17 protein-coding genes and 1 tRNA gene are annotated in these 16,015 nt (G+C 61.4%); 4 read left to right on the top strand and 14 right to left on the bottom strand.

Annotated elements, in window-relative coordinates:
• The first annotated feature begins 58 nt into the window (after window positions 1–58).
• Both VMS83_RS07985 and VMS83_RS07980 read left to right on the top strand, forming a co-directional pair.
• The gene (locus tag VMS83_RS07985) at window positions 59–355 is read left to right on the top strand and encodes a DUF3467 domain-containing protein (protein ID WP_325411588.1); all 297 of its coding nucleotides are present in this window, start codon (window positions 59–61) and stop codon (window positions 353–355) included.
• A 58-nt stretch (window positions 356–413) separates the two neighbouring features.
• Window positions 414–485: transfer RNA gene (locus VMS83_RS07980), tRNA-Thr, on the top strand.
• 31 nt (window positions 486–516) lie between these two features.
• On the opposite strand, the gene VMS83_RS07975 is transcribed toward VMS83_RS07980, so the two are convergent.
• The 8 genes from VMS83_RS07975 to VMS83_RS07940 form a co-directional block, all read right to left on the bottom strand.
• Window positions 517–999: a hypothetical protein gene (locus tag VMS83_RS07975; protein WP_325411586.1), complete on the bottom strand. Its 483-nt coding sequence runs from the start codon at window positions 997–999 to the stop codon at window positions 517–519.
• Between the two features lie 113 nt (window positions 1,000–1,112).
• Window positions 1,113–1,499: a DNA polymerase ligase N-terminal domain-containing protein gene (locus VMS83_RS07970; protein ID WP_325411584.1), complete on the bottom strand. Its 387-nt coding sequence runs from the start codon at window positions 1,497–1,499 to the stop codon at window positions 1,113–1,115.
• Complete coding sequence (thiE, locus tag VMS83_RS07965) at window positions 1,492–2,142, bottom strand: thiamine phosphate synthase (RefSeq protein ID WP_325411582.1); 651 nt, start codon at window positions 2,140–2,142, stop codon at window positions 1,492–1,494. Before thiE ends, VMS83_RS07970 begins: the two co-directional genes overlap by 8 nt.
• An 11-nt stretch (window positions 2,143–2,153) precedes the next feature.
• A complete protein-coding gene (gene thiM, locus VMS83_RS07960) occupies window positions 2,154–2,954 on the bottom strand; it encodes a hydroxyethylthiazole kinase (RefSeq protein ID WP_325411580.1) in 801 nt (266 codons plus the stop codon).
• Between the two features lie 383 nt (window positions 2,955–3,337).
• Complete coding sequence (locus tag VMS83_RS07955; protein ID WP_325411578.1) at window positions 3,338–5,980, bottom strand: aminotransferase class V-fold PLP-dependent enzyme; 2,643 nt, start codon at window positions 5,978–5,980, stop codon at window positions 3,338–3,340.
• A 46-nt stretch (window positions 5,981–6,026) separates the two neighbouring features.
• Entirely contained in the window at window positions 6,027–8,009 is a 1,983-nt protein-coding gene (locus tag VMS83_RS07950) for a M3 family metallopeptidase (protein WP_325411576.1), read from the bottom strand.
• A gap of 97 nt (window positions 8,010–8,106) precedes the next feature.
• Window positions 8,107–8,349: a hypothetical protein gene (locus VMS83_RS07945; RefSeq protein ID WP_325411574.1), complete on the bottom strand. Its 243-nt coding sequence runs from the start codon at window positions 8,347–8,349 to the stop codon at window positions 8,107–8,109.
• Window positions 8,350–8,426: 77 nt separating this feature from the next.
• The gene (locus VMS83_RS07940) at window positions 8,427–9,041 is read right to left on the bottom strand and encodes an FmdE family protein (RefSeq protein WP_325412001.1); all 615 of its coding nucleotides are present in this window, start codon (window positions 9,039–9,041) and stop codon (window positions 8,427–8,429) included.
• A 125-nt stretch (window positions 9,042–9,166) separates the two neighbouring features.
• Between VMS83_RS07940 and VMS83_RS07935 the strand changes: the two genes are divergently transcribed.
• Together VMS83_RS07935 and VMS83_RS07930 are read left to right on the top strand one after the other, a co-directional pair.
• Window positions 9,167–9,892 (top strand): 4Fe-4S double cluster binding domain-containing protein, encoded by a 726-nt coding sequence (locus VMS83_RS07935; RefSeq protein WP_325411572.1) that lies wholly within the window; start codon window positions 9,167–9,169, stop codon window positions 9,890–9,892.
• A gap of 158 nt (window positions 9,893–10,050) precedes the next feature.
• Complete coding sequence (locus VMS83_RS07930) at window positions 10,051–10,677, top strand: hypothetical protein (protein ID WP_325411570.1); 627 nt, start codon at window positions 10,051–10,053, stop codon at window positions 10,675–10,677.
• 94 nt (window positions 10,678–10,771) lie between these two features.
• On the opposite strand, the gene VMS83_RS07925 is transcribed toward VMS83_RS07930, so the two are convergent.
• The 6 genes from VMS83_RS07925 to VMS83_RS07900 form a co-directional block, all read right to left on the bottom strand.
• A complete protein-coding gene (locus VMS83_RS07925) occupies window positions 10,772–11,689 on the bottom strand; it encodes an AEC family transporter (protein WP_325411568.1) in 918 nt (305 codons plus the stop codon).
• A gap of 212 nt (window positions 11,690–11,901) precedes the next feature.
• On the bottom strand, window positions 11,902–12,612 hold the full coding sequence (locus VMS83_RS07920; protein ID WP_325411566.1) for an NAD(P)H-dependent oxidoreductase: 711 nt from the start codon (window positions 12,610–12,612) through the stop codon (window positions 11,902–11,904).
• Between the two features lie 39 nt (window positions 12,613–12,651).
• Window positions 12,652–14,067: an MFS transporter gene (locus VMS83_RS07915; protein WP_325411565.1), complete on the bottom strand. Its 1,416-nt coding sequence runs from the start codon at window positions 14,065–14,067 to the stop codon at window positions 12,652–12,654.
• A gap of 181 nt (window positions 14,068–14,248) precedes the next feature.
• On the bottom strand, window positions 14,249–14,845 hold the full coding sequence (locus tag VMS83_RS07910; RefSeq protein ID WP_325411563.1) for a hypothetical protein: 597 nt from the start codon (window positions 14,843–14,845) through the stop codon (window positions 14,249–14,251).
• Between the two features lie 133 nt (window positions 14,846–14,978).
• Window positions 14,979–15,632, bottom strand: coding sequence for a tetratricopeptide repeat protein (locus VMS83_RS07905; protein ID WP_325411561.1), 654 nt, complete (start codon window positions 15,630–15,632; stop codon window positions 14,979–14,981).
• Window positions 15,633–15,768: 136 nt separating this feature from the next.
• Complete coding sequence (locus tag VMS83_RS07900) at window positions 15,769–15,906, bottom strand: hypothetical protein (RefSeq protein ID WP_325411559.1); 138 nt, start codon at window positions 15,904–15,906, stop codon at window positions 15,769–15,771.
• Window positions 15,907–16,015: the final 109 nt, after the last annotated feature.

The following is a 16,015-nucleotide window of genomic DNA, read 5'->3' as shown; positions in this document are numbered from 1 at the left end:
CTTTCCCGCGCCGGGGGATTGACCAACTATTCATATCAGGAACGGCATACGGATCTGTATGACCGGACAGGAAATTTCCGTCAATATCCCCCCGACGCTGGATCCCGTGTACAGCAATATGATCCAGATCGCGTACAAGGACGATGAGTTTACGTTTGTCTTCCTCCACCAGCTCCCGCAGGTCAACCAGGCCCGGGCAAAGGCGATCGTTTCCATCACCCCGGCGCACGCAAAGAACCTTTTAGCCGTCCTCCAGAAGACCGTGGCTGACTATGAAGGGAAGTTCGGGACGATCTCGGCCGCAAAAGAGCCCCATGCCCCCGACAGCGTGACGACACTGCGCGGGTATTCGTAACAGATCCTTGCCAAACACAGATTTTATTAGCGCACAGGTCGATATTGTGAGGCAGTGCGCCGCCGTGGCTTAGCGGCATAGCGGCTGATTCGTAATCAGCAGGTCGAGGGTTCAATTCCCTCCGGCGGCTTTTCTTTTGAGTGGTTTTTTCTAAAAAAGAGTTATCCAATCACTGCCGTATCGTTCGCATCCCAGCCAATAATCTCCTCCGCGTTCCCGAGGGTGGCGCCGGTGGCAGGGTCGATGACGGTAAGCGTGATGTGGACCAGTGGCCGGGAGACGCTCCCGTTCTCGTCCATGAACGTCCAGTACACCTTTGTCCCGCTGCCGGTTGCGGTCGCGCCCAGTTCCTGCACGGTGTAATCCGGGGCGTTCCACGAGATGAAGTGGCCGTAGTCGGTCTTCCACACGTACGTAAGGTTCCCGGCAGGGACCGGGCCGCTGACAACAGGGGAAAGCCCGATACCCGGGGCCGAGGACATGAACACGGTGTAGTGCGTGATGTCGGGGTGGATCGCAACAATTACCACCCCGGATGGCGATGCAGTGATATTCTGCGGGGTGACAGGAGAGGTTGTGGTGCACCCGGCAGCAACGATAGCCGCAATACCCAGGGTGAGGAGGACAAGGGTTGGGTAATTCATACGTTCTTATCTACGGCGAAACTACAAAGACCCGGCGATAACTGCCAATATTCCTGCAGTTATGACCGGGATTCTGGATGATGCAGCGTGCCCGGGCCCGGTGACGCTGGCATTCAGCCTTCCTTTCCTTTCAGCACGATCCAGTTCTTCTCCCCGGCTTTTTTGAACCGGAGGAGGACGTATTTGCCTGTAAACTGCCTGCCGTGGAGCACGACCTCGATGCGTTCATCGCCCCACACGAGGGTCTCGCAGGTACCCGCATCAGCGATCTTTACTTCGCCCGCTCCGTACTCCCCCTCCGGGATCGTGCCCTCAAAGTTCCCGTAGGAGAGGGGATGGTCATCTACCTGGATGGCGAGCCGGCGTTCGCCGGGCTTCTCCGGCAGTCCCTTGGGGACCGCCCAGCTCGCGAGCACCCCGTCGTGTTCCAGCCGGAAGTCGAAATGGTGGTGCTGCGAGAAATGCTCGTGGAGCACAAAGTGCAGTGAACCTTCAGTCATCGTTTCTCCCCGTGTACCGTTTCTTTGCAGCCGTAATCCGCTCCCGGAGATCGCGTGCAGCGGCCGTGATGTCCGGTTGACCGGCAACCGCCGAGATAACGGCGATCCCGTCAGCGCCCCCGGCGATCAATTCCGCCACGTTATCCCGGCCGATGCCGCCAATGGCTATCACCGGTACCGAGACCGCGGCCCGGATCTCCCGCAGGCCGGAAAGCCCGCAGCCCGGGCCGGCATCGTCCTTGGAAGAAGTGGCAAAGACCGGGCTTACCGCCACGTAATCCGCACCGGCCTCCACTGCTGCAACTGCTTCTGCCGCGTTCCCGACCGAGATCCCGATGATGAAGGGACGGGGGGCAAGCTGCCGGGCCGTGTCCGGGCGGAGGTCCCCCTGGCCCAGGTGGACGCCGTCTGCCCCGCAGGCCAGCGCCACGTCCAGCCGGTCGTTCACGATAAAAAGCGCCCCGGTCTCCTTCGTGATCTCCCGGATCTCCCGGCCGATACGACAGAGTTCCCTGCTCCTGCAGCACTTGTCCCGGAGCTGGATCGCATCCGCTCCCCCGGTGCAGGCGAGCCGTGCGATCTCCGCGTGGCTGCGCCCGCCCCCGTTCGCCTCATCCGTGATCACGTAGAGATCGAACCGCATAGTATCCTGTTTCAGGCCGACCGCACCCGGGCCCCAGCAAGGAGAGCCTCCGGCGCGAGCGCGGCCATTGCATCGAAGAGCGCCGGTTTAAACGAGCCCGGCCCCTTACTGGCTGCCGCTGCCTGTTCGCCGGCCATCCCGAACGCGGCAAGGGCCGTTGCTGCTGCCATGACCCGGTCCTTCTCAACCGCTGCACAGACCCCGGTCACCGAGGTGACCATGCAGCCGGTCCCCGAGATCGCCCCCATCCGGGGGTGGCCGTTCTCCACCAGAAGGATACGTTTCCCATCGGAGATGATGTCGGTTGCCCCGCTCATTACCACCGTTATACCGGTCTCGCGGGCAAAGGTCCGGGTAATCGTCACCGGGTCACCGGTGATGCCTGCAGAATCCACGCCCCGGACTTTTGCATCAGCGCCGGCAAGTACCCCGATCTCCCCGGCGTTTCCCTTGATGATAGCGATCTTTAGTTCCTCCAGCAGGCGCCGGGTGCTCTCTGTCCGGAGCCGGGTTGCCCCCGCTCCTACCGGGTCGAGGATGACGGGGATCCTGCGCTCGTTTGCCACGTTCCCGGCAAGGATCATGCTCTCGATGATCCCGGGATTGAGCGTCCCGATATTGAGGACAAGGGCGCCGGCAAAGCCTGCCATCTCTCCTGCCTCTTCGCGGGCATCCGCCATCACCGGTGCGCCACCGGCACACAGGGTGATATTGGCGCAGTCGTTGACCGTCACGTAATTGGTAATGTGGTGGACAAGGGGGTGCTGTTCCCTCGCCCGGGCAAAGATCTCGGAGAAGACTTTGTTGTCCATAGGATCCACTGTTTTCTTACCGTTTATAGGACGGGACGCGTAATAAACCGTGGGCAGGGAAGGCAAAAAGGAGGGATCAATGAGGAAAATTCTACCCGGTATTGGGTATAGTAACAGTAAAACAATCTTCCTCGTAATCTGCAATAATATTCACCATAGTGATGCCCCCCTTGCGCCATCCCTGCCCCCACGGGGGCGGGGGCGCGAGCGATTCCGTGGGTATTACCTGTACGTGCATATCGCCTGATGCTGCAATTCCCTGTACAGGTAATACAACACTATCGCAATGGGGGGGTGGCCCCAGCGGCGGGGGCGGCAGCCCCCAAGAGCGTAGTCAGAATGCAATAACAATATTTTCGGAAAACAGGCCGAAGAGACTTTTTTCACCTTGTGAGTTCATCGAGCGTCGCCACGAGCAGGTCGATCTCCTGCCGGGTGTTGTAATAGGCGAGGCTCGCCCGCACGGTCCCCCCGGAGAGGCCGAGACTTTCTATGAGCGGCTGGCAGCAATGGTGGCCGGACCGCACCATGATATCGGCAGCCTCGTCAAGCTGCTGGGCCACCTCGTGAGGGTGGAAGCCCTCGACCGTAAAGGAGACCACACCGATCCGGTGGGCGGGGTCCTTTGGGGCGTACACATGGATCCGGTTGTTCTTCGAAAGGGCGGCGATCAGCCGGTCCGTCAGGACGGTTTCGTACCGGTGGATACGGGCCATCCCGATTGCCGTAAGGTAGTCTACGGCGGCACCAAGCCCGATGCCTCCCCCGATGTTAGGGGTGCCTGCCTCGTACTGCTGGTAGCCCGGTGCCGGTGTGTACCCGTCGGCACTCACCGCCTCAACCATCCCGCCGCCGAGCACGAAGGGTTCTATGCAGGGCTCTTTCATCCAGAGGACACCGGTCCCGGTCGGCCCGGACATCTTGTGCCCCGAGAAGCAGTAGAAATCGCACCCGAGCGCTTCCACATTGACCGGCAGGTGCGGGACGGCCTGTGCCCCGTCGACAAGGAGGAGGGCCCCCCGTTCGTGGCAGATCTTCGCGATCTCCTGAACGGGAGTTACGACGCCCAGGACATTCGATGCCTGCGTCACCGCCACAAGCCGGGTGTTCTCCGTGATCACCCGTTCAAGGGCGGCAGAATCAACCTGGTAATCCTCGCCAATCCCGACAACTTCCGTGACCACACCCTGCCGGGCAAGCCGGCGCCACGGGAGCAGGTTCGAATGGTGTTCGAGGATCGTGGTCACGACACGGTCGCCGGACTTCCAGGAGAGGCCCTGCGCCACCATGTTCACTGACTCGGTGGTATTCTTCGTAAAGACGGTGGTCCCCTGTTTCCCGCCGATAAACTCTGCCACCTTCTCGTGGGCGTGCCAGTACCGCTGGCTGGCGATACCGGTAAGCCGGTGGACGCCCCGGCCCACGTTTGCCCGGTACCGGTGCTCGAACTCGACCATGGCAGCGATCACGGGTTCAGGGGAGAAGCTGGTGGCGGCATTATCCAGGTAGATGAGATCGCCAAGGATGGGGAAGTCCCGGCGGACAGCCTCCACGTTGTATTCCCCGCTTCCGACTGCTGCCATATCCGGTTCCAAGGTTCTTTTTTCTGGTATTTCAACCGTTTCTTCACGCTCCTCCGGTGGTTCCGGCTGGAGCGTATAATCGTCCCGGACCGGGATCCCCCGATCCCGGCAGAGCTCCCGCATCTTGGGCGGGAGCGCCCGCCAGCGCCAGAGCCCCCAGCGGTGGTATGCATCGGGGAGGCCCCGCTTTTTTGCATAGTTCGTCAAAAATGCGTCCCAGCGCAGTGCATACTCCGGGTGCAAGGCCCGGAGCTCCTCGTACTCGCTCTCGAGCATGGAGGGGCAGACCCAGCACCCGATGCGTTCTATCCCTTTTTCGTACAGGGGATTGATCTCGGCTTTCTGCCACCAGAGGTAGAAAAAGACCTCGAGCGCCCGCCAGTTCCGGATGGGCGAGATGTTGAGCTGCAGGGGGTTTGCCGGGTTCTGGCTGGTCTCTTCGAGCGCCGCCCGGTTCCACGATTCGTACCAGCGGTTGCCCTGGACGGTCACGCAGGGGCCGGTCTCCGCGAGGTGGATCTGGAGCGGCCGGAGCTTCAGGAGCTTGCAGCACCAGCGGTTGTCCTTGCCCGGCGGCCCGGCTTTATCCACCGCCTGCCAGAAGTCCCCGGCCTTCTCGATCACGGGTACGCCCTGCGAGCGTACAAACTCAACGGTCTCGGGAAACTCGATGCCGGTATTGAGGAAGAACGCGTCGGTCACCCCGGCCTTCCGTGCGAGGATGAGGACCGCGGTGCTGTCCTTTCCCCCCGAGAACGATACATTGCAGACCGGGCGGTCGTGAATGTGGGATTTGATCATCCGGATGGCGCTGCGTTCGAGGTTTTTGAGGTGGTACCGGTTCTGTTCGATCACCTGTGCCCAGCCCGGGTTCGGTGCGGTGAAGAGTTCGACCGGGGCAAGCTCCTTTACCCGGACCTGCCCCTCCCTGACCACCCCGGTCCCGAACCGGTTTTTCAGCTTCACGATCACGGTACCATCGGGAACAGCATTTTTGAGCCGGAACTTCTTGCCCCCCATCCTCCCCTGCCCTGCGGGGGTCTCTATCCCGGTCTCAAGGTCGATAATGCCGCTTGTCACGTGCTTGAGAATATACGGGAGCGCCTCGGGAGCGAGATCGAAGACAAATTTCCGGGCCACGGGGTCAAAGGAGAGCCAGCCGAAACGGTGCCCGTGGGCGATCACGAGATCCGCCCGGTCCACCCCGCCGGTCTTGTTGAGGAGGAGCACCGTGGGGACGGGGACATTCCCAAAGCGCTCCCGCACGAGCCTGATGATGAGCGCCATGTCGGCTGCAAGAGCCGGGCGTACATCGTACGGCTGGAGGAGCTCGATCGCGCGTCCCTCCGCACCGCAGGAGCAGGTCCGGCCGATGAGCGGGACATTGCAGCGGTCGCACCAGTACAGGATCTTTTTTACCGGCGGCTCGTGCGTCACATTCACATGATAGGGGCGCAGGGGAGATAAGAGAAACGCTTGGAGGAAAAAGTTACGGGGATGCAGGGGAGGGTGGGCGGATATGGAGCCTTTCGTAGAAGACATCCATGCCGGGTTCCTTTCCAAGGAATCCTTTCAGGAGCGCCTTTCCGTCCTGCATATTCCCCTGCTCAAGGATCCAGTGCCGGTAAGCGGCACCGGTGCCAGCATTGAAGAGGCCGTCTTTTTTGAACCGGGCAAAGACATTGAGCGCGTACACCTCGGCCCAGAGGTAGCTGTAGTAACCGGCATCGTACCCGCCCATGAAATGGCCGATGGTGGCCGGTTCGTGGCCCCCTTCGAGCGGCGGGATGCCCATGAGCTCCCGGTAGATCCGGTCTGCCGTGGCGGTCACATCGACCGGGCCATGAGCCGTGTGGAACACCATGTCCTCGGTCGAGATCACGAGCATCCGGGTGTACCGTAACCCGGCGCCGATGTCGCGTGCAGCGATGATCCGGTCCCGGAGCGGGGCCGGGAGCTTCTCCGCAGGATTCGCATAGTGCCCGGAAATTTCGTCAAGCACTTCCGGTTCCCAGGCCCAGTTCTCCAGTGCCTGCGAGGGGGTCTCGACAAAGTCCCATTCCACGCTCGATCCCGCAAGGCTTGCATACGGGGCCCGGGTAAGGCAGCCGTGGAGCGCATGGCCGAACTCGTGGAAGAGTCCCTCAACATCATCATGGGTCAGGAGAGAGGGGATCTCCCCCGAGGGCGCCCGGAAGTTCCCCACAATGGCAGTGACCGGCACCGCATACCCGCCTTCCCTTTCCCGGCCCGCGATCAGGGGCGACATCATCATGTGCCCGTACTTGCCGTCCCGGGGAAACATGTCAAGGTAGAGGTATGCAAGCGCCCGGTCACTGTCCCTGTCCAGGATCCGGATCAGCCGGACCCCCGGCGCCCAGACCGGTGCATCGGGCACCACGGTAAACCGGATCCCGAAGAGCGGGCCGAAGCACCGGAACATGCCTTCCAGGACAAAATCGAACGGGAAGTACTTCCGGATCTCCTCGTTGTCCAGCGCAAATTTCCGTTTTCGTTCCTGTTCGGTGAGGTAGGCGAGGTCCCAGGGGTCAAGCCGGTCTGAACCCGGCACGAGTTCCTGCCTGAGGGCAAGGAGTGTTGCAAGGTCAGAGCGGACCTTCTCTTTGACCGGTTCCTTGAGTCCGTTAAGGAAAGAATGGACTGTGGCGGTATTCTCTGCCATCCGGCCGTCGAGCCGAAAGTCCGCCCAGCTCGCATAGCCCAGTTCCCGGGCACACTCCTGCCGCACCCGGATCGCCTCTTCGAGCAGCGCCGTGTTGGGAGATGCCTGCCGGTTGACAAAGGCGGCGTACAGCTGTTTTCTGGTCGCAGCGCTCTTCGCGTTCTGCATCACCGGGATGTAGTCCGGGTACTTGGTCGTGACCCGGTACCGGCCGTCCGCGGCCCGGGAAAAGGTGGCCAGTACCTCCTGCGGGACTCCCGCAAGTTCCTCCGCGGAAAAGTCCAGGCTGGTCGTATCGTTGTTGAGGTTCGCGGAAAATTTCACCTCAAGCTCGGTGATCTGCTCCTTTAAGGCCCGGACCCGCGCAAGACCCTCGTCGGGGAGGGCAAGACCGTTCTTTTTAAACTGGCGCAGCGTCTCGGAGAGGAGCCGCTCTTCTTCGTTTGTCCGGGGTACGGATACCCTAATCGCATCATAGAGGTCCCGGCGGGTAAAGACACCGATCGCAAACTTCCCCGCCTTCTCTTCGCTGGCCGATCCCTCGGCAGCAACGGCAGGGTCGGGATACACGTAGCCCATGAGGGTGAGGGGCAGGGTTGCATCCGAAAAGTCTGCCATTGCGTTCTCGAACGCGAGCAGGGTGGTCTCCATGGATCGCTTCTCATGAGGCAGGGATGCGATGCGGTCGAGGGTGGCGGTAGCGGTAACAATTGCCGCATCGCACAGGGCGGTGATCTCGCCGGGCCGGTAGCCGGTCTTCAGGGGGGATGGGGGGAGGGCGGATGTCATAAAATACACCGGGTATGCGCAGGGATCGAAAAACCTGACAGGAACCTTGGATCTGAGAGCGTAAAAGGGATCAGGTCTCCGGCCGGGGGCGTTGGCCTCAGGCCTCAGCCTCGGCAAGGGCAGTACGGATCTGGTCCTTGACCTGCTCGGAGATCTTCAGGCTGTCCAGCGCCCGGCCCAGTAACAACCGGGCCATCTGCTGGCCTTCGGGGGTGGAGAGATATGCATCGATCGCCTCTTTCCCCTGCGGGGACGAGAGAAACGATCGGATGGTCTGCTGCCCGTTCGGGGAGGCAAGGTACGCTGCCACCATGCCCTGAATACCGTCCAGTGCGCCCATGAAACGTCACCCAAGAACAACAGGTGTGGATCGGGAAAACAGATAAAAGTACCAGCGTTTCTTCCTGAAAAGAGGAATTACCAGCCCCGGCTGTACTCGCCGGCGCAGGGGATGCAGACCGTCTTCCCGTTCCTGACCCGGGCACGGTGCTCTGCCACCATCTCCCCGCAGGTGGCACACTGCACCGAGGCCGAGATCCGGGCCCGCTCCGGGATCTCCGACCGTGCCTCTCTCTCGAGGAAGAGCTCGCTTATCGGGAGGGTAAGGATCTTTTCGATGATCTTTTCCTGCCGTTCGTGGAACTCCTTTACCTCGGTGGGCGTGGCCCTGCCGGCCATCACTTTGGTGCGCAGTGCCGATGCTGCCGGGTCGAGCCGTTCGGTGAGCGGTTCCGGCCGCTGGACCAGCCGGACAGCGGTGCCGGTCTTCCGGTTGATGAAGGTGTACGCGTGCTTGCCCAGGTCCCGGAGGATCAGGTTCCCCTTTCCCACGGAGCAGCCGGCAATGGCCTGGACTGCATCGACCCCGCAGGCATCGTTCTCGACAATGGCGACCAGGTCCTCGTCCCTGGCTCGCCCGGCATGGAGGAGGAAAAGGGCGTGCGTTACGGCACGGTACCCGAGGGCAAGCCCGGGGCAGGTGTGCCCGTGGAAGGCAACGGCATCTTCGTAGCTCTGGAATGTGCAGGCCATGATCTTCACGTAATCCGGTTACTTGTCGGTGGCAGGCTAAATCTGTTGTGCCGGCCCCCTGCCACAGCAGGGAGAGCAAACCGTTAATCCCCCCAAAAGAGATATCCGGGATCGGAGAAGCCGGTATGTACCTGGCAGAAGAACTCAGGACCTCTGCACTCTGGCACGGGGCGGATTATTACGGGATTGCGGATCTGGCCCCGGCGCGGGAGTTCATCCTCGCACAGGGGGGCGAACGGGTGGCACGGTACCCCCGGGCAGTGGTGATGGGGATCGTGCTCCAGGACTCGCTCGTGGACCTCCTCCCTGAGCGGGAGGACCCGGCAGCAGCGATGCTCTACCGGCACAACAGCTATGACGTGGTGAACCTGGCGCTCGACCAGATCGCTCTTGCAGCGGCAAACATCATCCAGCGGGCCGGTCACGCGGCGCTCCCGGTCCCGGCCTCAAAACGGGCAAGCGACGAGAAGATCGCAAGTGTCTTCTCCCATAAACTAGCCGCGCACCTTGCCGGCCTTGGCTGGATCGGCAAAAGCTGTCTCCTGGTCACCCCGGACCACGGCCCCCGGGTGCGGTGGGTCACCGTGCTCACCGATGCCCCGCTCCAGCCCACCGGGAGCCCCATGGCAGAGCGGTGCGGCACGTGTACGCAGTGCACCGATGCCTGCCCGGCCCGGGCCGTCACCGGCCGGGTATTTGCAGAAAACGAGCCCCGCGAGGCCCGGCTCGATGCCGCAGCCTGCGATCGGTATTTCCAGGAGATGGAGAAGAGCCGGGGGATTGCGGTCTGCGGCATGTGCCTGTATATCTGCCCTCATGGCCGGAAGCTGCGGGGCGGGAACGGCAGGTAGTACGGAGCCGGGGGGCACTTTTTTCCCGTCTGGTACGAGGCGGGGTAATGTATACATTACTTTTCCGCAAAGAGAACGTTTATATCACAAAATGTAAAATAAACTGTACAAGATGTTGGGTTAAAATGACCACATCTACACAAGGGGAGATCACATTCATGAAATCACCACAGACTCTGGCAGGGAGCATTGCCGTGCTCCTGTTTGCCCTTGTTGTCCTGGGAATCGGGATCGGCCCGGTGAGCGCTTCGCCGGGATCCTGGGCCTCAGGGAACATGACCGCGCTGCACAGTCACGGGACCGGGCAGCCCCATTTCGCAAGGAACGGCACCGCACCGCAGAACGGCCACGCATTTGCCACAAACGCCACGCTCCAGCAGGAACGTCTCCAGGCCATGGTCACGAAACTGCAGGGCCAGGGAGTAGACACGAGCCAGCTCCAGGCCGCGATCCAGAACAAGGATACTGCGGGCATAAAGTCCTGGATGCAGTCCTATGCAGCCTCGCACAAAGGCAGCTTCACCCCGCGGGCGGGCCAGAAGACCGGCCACGCCGTAACGGCGAATGCCACCACCCGGCAGGCACACCTCCAGGCATTTATCACAAAACTGCAGGGCCAGGGAGTGGATGTCAGCACGATCCAGACCGCCCTCCAGAACAATGATACCGCAACCGTCATGTCATGGCTGAAGTCGTATGCTGAGGCCCACCCGGGCATCATGGGCACTACCACTCACCCGCAGTGGCACCACCCGGTACCGGCTGCCACCCAGTCGTCCGGATAAGACCATTCATCCCCCACCCTTTTTTTTCCCGCCACTCTGCATCAGGTTTTAAAAAAGCAATCCCGCATCCGGAACCTGCCGGTTTTCCGTACGCCTAAAAGAGCAGGAGCTCGAGAAGCGGGATCGTGGCCAGGCACAGGAGCGTGGAGATAAAGACTCCCTGCGAGGCGAGCGTGGCGTCCACCTTGTATTCCTCCGAGAGGAGCACAGAGTTTGCCGCCACCGGCATCGCGATCAGGAGCACGGCAACCCCGAGCAGGAGCTTGTCCGCGATAAACGGCGAGAGCACGAGGAACGCTGCAACCGGGAGAACGAGGAGCCGGAGCGCGGTCACGAGATATACCCGCCAGTCGCCGGCGAGGCGCTCCAGGGGGAGGGTGGCAAGCATCGCCCCCACCACGAGCATGGCAAGCGGCGTGGTGGCCGAACCGACCAGGTCAAGCCCGTACTCCACCGGGGCGGGGATCGTGTAGTGCAGCAGGAAAAAGACCAGCCCCACGATGGCCGCGACAAGGCCGGGCGAGAGGAGGACTTTGAGGTCGATCTTCCCGGGCCGGCCCCGGGCAAGCAGCCAGACCCCCAGCGTGAAGACCAGGAAGTAGAACGGGACATTGAAGAGGATCACGTAGAAGAGGGAGGAAGGGCCGAGCACGGCCAGAGCCACGGGGATCCCCATGAACATGGTGTTGGGAAAGACCAGCATGAACTGGAAGACCCCTTTCTCCTCCGCGGTGGAGGGGACCAGCCGGCAGAAGAGGATCCCGACGACAAACGCGGCAAGATAGTACGCCACGGCTACGAGGAGCATGACGTCCACGATGCCCATGGTGGTTGCCGTCTCCGGGACCTGCAGGCTGGAAATGGAGAGGGCCGGGAGCGCCACATTCACGAGCACGTGGGAGATGAGGTGGACGCGGTCGCCGTTGAGGATGCCGTACTTCCGCGCGGCATACCCGGTGCCGATGAGGATAAAGAGGGTGACAAGGGCGATGATGATGGCGACAAGTTCCATGTCCGGTATCCCGAGATGACTGGTTCCTGCCCGGGGCGGTGCCGGCCGGGGAGTGTCCGGCAGGAATGTTGGCCCGGGGCGGACTTATACGTTAGGAACGGACCAGGCCGGAAAAGGGGGGTGCCGGCACCTGCAGGATAGTTCAGATCGTCCGGGGCGGTATACCGTGAGGTGCCGGAGGATACCAAAAAGGAGAGGCCGGGGTGAGGTGGTCAGGGCTGGTGCCTGAGGCTGCAGGCCAGGCGCAGCGAGGAGTTCACCATGTCCGCGAGGTCTTCCTGCGTGTACTGGTTCTTTTCTATCTGGGCCCAGTCCTTTGTCGTATCCTCATCGTTTTCACCGACCCACGAGGCGATCGAGACCTCGGGGCTGTGGAATCCCAGCCATGCAAAGAAGTTGAGGAGGTTTCCTGCCACGTGCTGCATGCCGTCCACGTGCCCGATGATGATGAGCCCCACGACCTTGTCCTTGATCATCCGGTTGCCGAACCACGAGTACTGGTTCTCGATGCAGTTCATCCGCTCGACAAACTTCTGGACAAGCGCCGAGTGGTTGTTCCAGCGGATGGGGGTGGCAAGAAAGAGGATATCGCAGTCGAGTACAGCGGCATACACCTTGTCCATCTCGTCGTCCTCGTACTTCATGGTGGACTGGCAGGGGTAGGTGCAATACTCCGGGTTCTCCGAGTAGTTGCCTTCGCACTCGTAGATTTTCAGGTCCTTTAACCGGATGAACTGTGTCTCGCACCCGAGCGCCGAGCACTGGTCCAGCGCCCGCCGGAGCAGGCGTTCCGACTTGGACATGCCCGGCTCCTGCCGGCTTGATCCGGAGATCCCGACCACCCGGGTGCCCTTCACGCGTACCGGGTCCGGTGCCGCGATCGCGCCGACCCCGAACTTCCTTCCGACCATGGGAGATGGCATGAAATACTCTTTACTGCCGGGCTGATATGGATTTGCCGCCTACCGCCGGAACGAGAGGAGGGCTGCCACAAAGCAGCAGAGCCCGCCGGCATAGAGGGCGTTGGCAACAAGGGGAGGGAGGATCCCTGCCCCGGCATCGAGGATAGCGCCGGTATACCCGAGGTGGTCGAGCTGAAGGACCAGAAGGATACTTGCCGCGGAGATCCCGAGCATGATCCCGAGATCCTGGAGGGTGACAAGGATGCTCGACGCGACCCCGGCCTTTTCGGCCGGCAGCGCCCCCATGATCTCGATCACGTTGGGGCCCTGGAAGACCGACCGGCAGAGGCCGGCGAGGATGAGGGCGATGACGATAAGGGGCACATCCTGCGTGCCAAACCCGTACCCGCAGGCAAGGAAGGCCGCGCCCATCCCCGCGACACCCGCGGCCGGGTAGTTCTTCGAGGGGAAGGTATCGTATGCCCAGCCGCAGATCGGGGCACTGGCGATCATGGCTACCGGCATCACAAAGGCCATGAACCCGACCTGCGTGGGCTTCCATCCCATGACCCCCTCAAAGTAGAACGGGAGGATGATGAGGAGGATGAAGGTGGCGACAAAGTAGAAGATCAGGCTTGCGGCGGGGAGCACGAACCTGCGGGTGGAGAAGATGGAGAGGTCAAGAAGCGGGGAGGCAGCCTTTCGCTCCCGGGCCACGAACGCGCCAAGGGCTGCAAGGGAGAAGCCTGCGTATGCCGCGAGATTGGCGATATTCACCGGGGGGTTTGCGAGCTCGTTCAAGAAAAGGGCGAAACCGGCCATCAGCGCGATGAGGAGCACGGCCCCGGGCCAGTCCGGCAGGGAGAGCCTCCCGCCGCCGTCCCCGAGCCGGAGGTAGTGGAGGGCCGGGACGAGCAGGGCAATGCCGATGGGGACGTTTACGAAGAAGACGAACGGCCAGCCGAAGGCATCCACCAGGATCCCGCCGAGCGCCGGCCCGATGATGAGGCCGAGGCCGATGGTGGCGGTCACGTACCCGAGTGCCTTGCCCCGCTCGTGGGGCGGGAAGACCTGCATGATGATCGCCATGGAGATGGAGAGGAGCATCGCGGCCCCGATCCCCTGGACAATCCGGGCAAGGACAAGCAGGGGGAGGGACCCGGCAAGGCCGCAGGCAGCGGAGCTTGCCGTAAAGAGGACCAGGCCGAAAAGGAAGAGCCGGGTCTTCCCGAGCGCCGGCGAGAGCGTGCCGAAGATGAGGACGGTCGCGATGATCGTGATGATGTAGGCCGTTGCGATCCACTGGGACTGGCCGAGCGGTACATGGAAGGTGCGGGTGATAGTGGGAAGGGCGATGGCCACGATATTGTTGTCCACCACGGCCATGAACTGGCCGACAAGGACGATGAGGAGAATGGCCCCGCGGTGGGCAAAGGCGAAGGTGTCCTGCGTGGCCGGAACGGCGGTGTCGGGCATGGTCGTCACGTGGGGATATGAACTGGTCTCTCAGGTTGGCAGTCCCGGGTGATCAGTCCATCGGTTCCCGGGAGGGAGTGTGTGCGGAAGCCCGTTCCCTGATGAGGTGAGGTAGGCAGCTGTGGCTCCCCGTTCTTCCCATGGGTGTTGTCTTCCCGGGTGCAGTTTTGGCCGCAGCTACCTACGTGGGGGGAGTGATCTGCCACTGGCAGAGTATGGGATCTGTCCAGTTGTCGGGCTGGGCCTTTACGGGTCCCCACCCCAGCATCACTCCAATAGTATAGGTCCCGGCCTGGTAGGAGAACGCGTCGAAATGGTAATCGAGCTGCAGGAACCCGTAATAGAAATTCTGTAAATCCGGTCTTGGATTCCGCTGCTGCAATGCTATCTGGTGGTCTCTCCTGACATCAGGCATCTCCGCGTTGTATTTCTGTGACGTGACAGGAGTCGTGTTGGGAGCCGGCCCCATTGCTGCAGATACCAGCGGCAGGACCATGGTATCGTCTTCACCCGGGTCACCGGAATAGAGGACTGCAAAGACTGACGGGGGAAAGGTAGTGGGGTCAACCATCCCTACCGGGTATTCCACTTTCAGGCCGAAGCGGTGGATGAGGGACCGGTCACACGGAGAGCTGCAGGTAGCGCCAGAAGGCGAATATGTGAGGTTCCAGAGTGCGTTCGCATCAGTTCCCTCATACTTGGAGCTTGTATATTCCTTGATGACGAAACCCGCGAAGCGTGGCGGGGCGGCCTGGGGGGCTGGAGGATTTGGTGGCATACGTAGTGGATATTCCGCAGTGAATATAATAGTATGGTGAATTTTAAAATACGGATTAAATAAAAAACGGGTATGAAAGGCCCCCGTACACCGGTGGGGTCTGACGAGCAGGTATACCGGGGATGCCGCTCGCTTACGAGGACCTTCTGAGTGCGGCAACGAGGTCCTGGTAATTGCCGCCGGCCTCGTAATTGTCGGCCACAAGTGTCCGGGCCGAGACCACGGGAGAGAGCCGGGGGTCGAGCTTTTCTGCCTGCGCATACTCGTTCAGCGCTGTCCGGTAGGCGTCCAGGTTATCGAGGAAGACTGCGTGCTGTTGCTGGTACTGGGTGGCGGCGAGCATGAGGTTGGCATCCCCGTCCCGCAGCAGGGTCGGTGCGCTCTTTGGCTGGATCGCAAGCGCGGCATCGTAATACGCGATCGCCCCGGGATAATCCCCGTCCATGTACGAGAAATCCCCCATCCGGACAAGGACAACCGGGTCATGGGGGTTTGCGGCGAGCAGCTGCCGGTAGATCTGCTCGGCCTCCCCGGTCTGCCCGGACGCGATCAGGGCCTCGGCTTTCTTTTGCAGGAGAACGGGATCGCCCGGGTTCGCGGCCAGGGCACCGTTATACAGGGAGAGGGCCATCCCGGACTGGTTGACCAGCATGAAGGCATCTCCCGCCGTGGCCTGGCCCTGCTGCACGATACCTGCGGGGGTTAATCCCGGGAGGACGAGCGGGACGATGACGACAATCCCGGCGATTACCGCAAGGGCCAGAAGGAGGATCCATTTCGTCTGCATGGTTCACGGGTGCACTCCCCCGTGAGGGGAAGGCAGTACCTATCAATCATCTCCCTGTTCATGGGTAATTAACCAGATGCTTTTCGGGTGCAAAGTCCCGCAGTGAATAAAAGAGCCGGAAACGAAAAAAGAAGGATTACTTGATCTTTTTCTCAAGTTTCTTGAGCTTCTTTTTCGCGCTCTCGCTGCCGGCTGCTGCCTGCTTTGCGAGTTCTTCTGCCTTGACCTTCTTTACCTGGTTCAGCTTCGTTAACTGTTTCTTACTGGTTGGCATTTTCAGAAAACCTCTTATTACGCCTGTGACTGGTTCTATTACTCTTTATTTTATCTTAAAAATATCCCTGAACCAGGGTAAAATCCCAAAAAACAGGAAGGCAGGGGGA

Source organism: Methanoregula sp., assembly GCF_035543475.1.
Lineage (GTDB): Archaea > Halobacteriota > Methanomicrobia > Methanomicrobiales > Methanospirillaceae > Methanoregula.
This window is presented reverse-complemented; position numbering and strand designations above follow the sequence as displayed.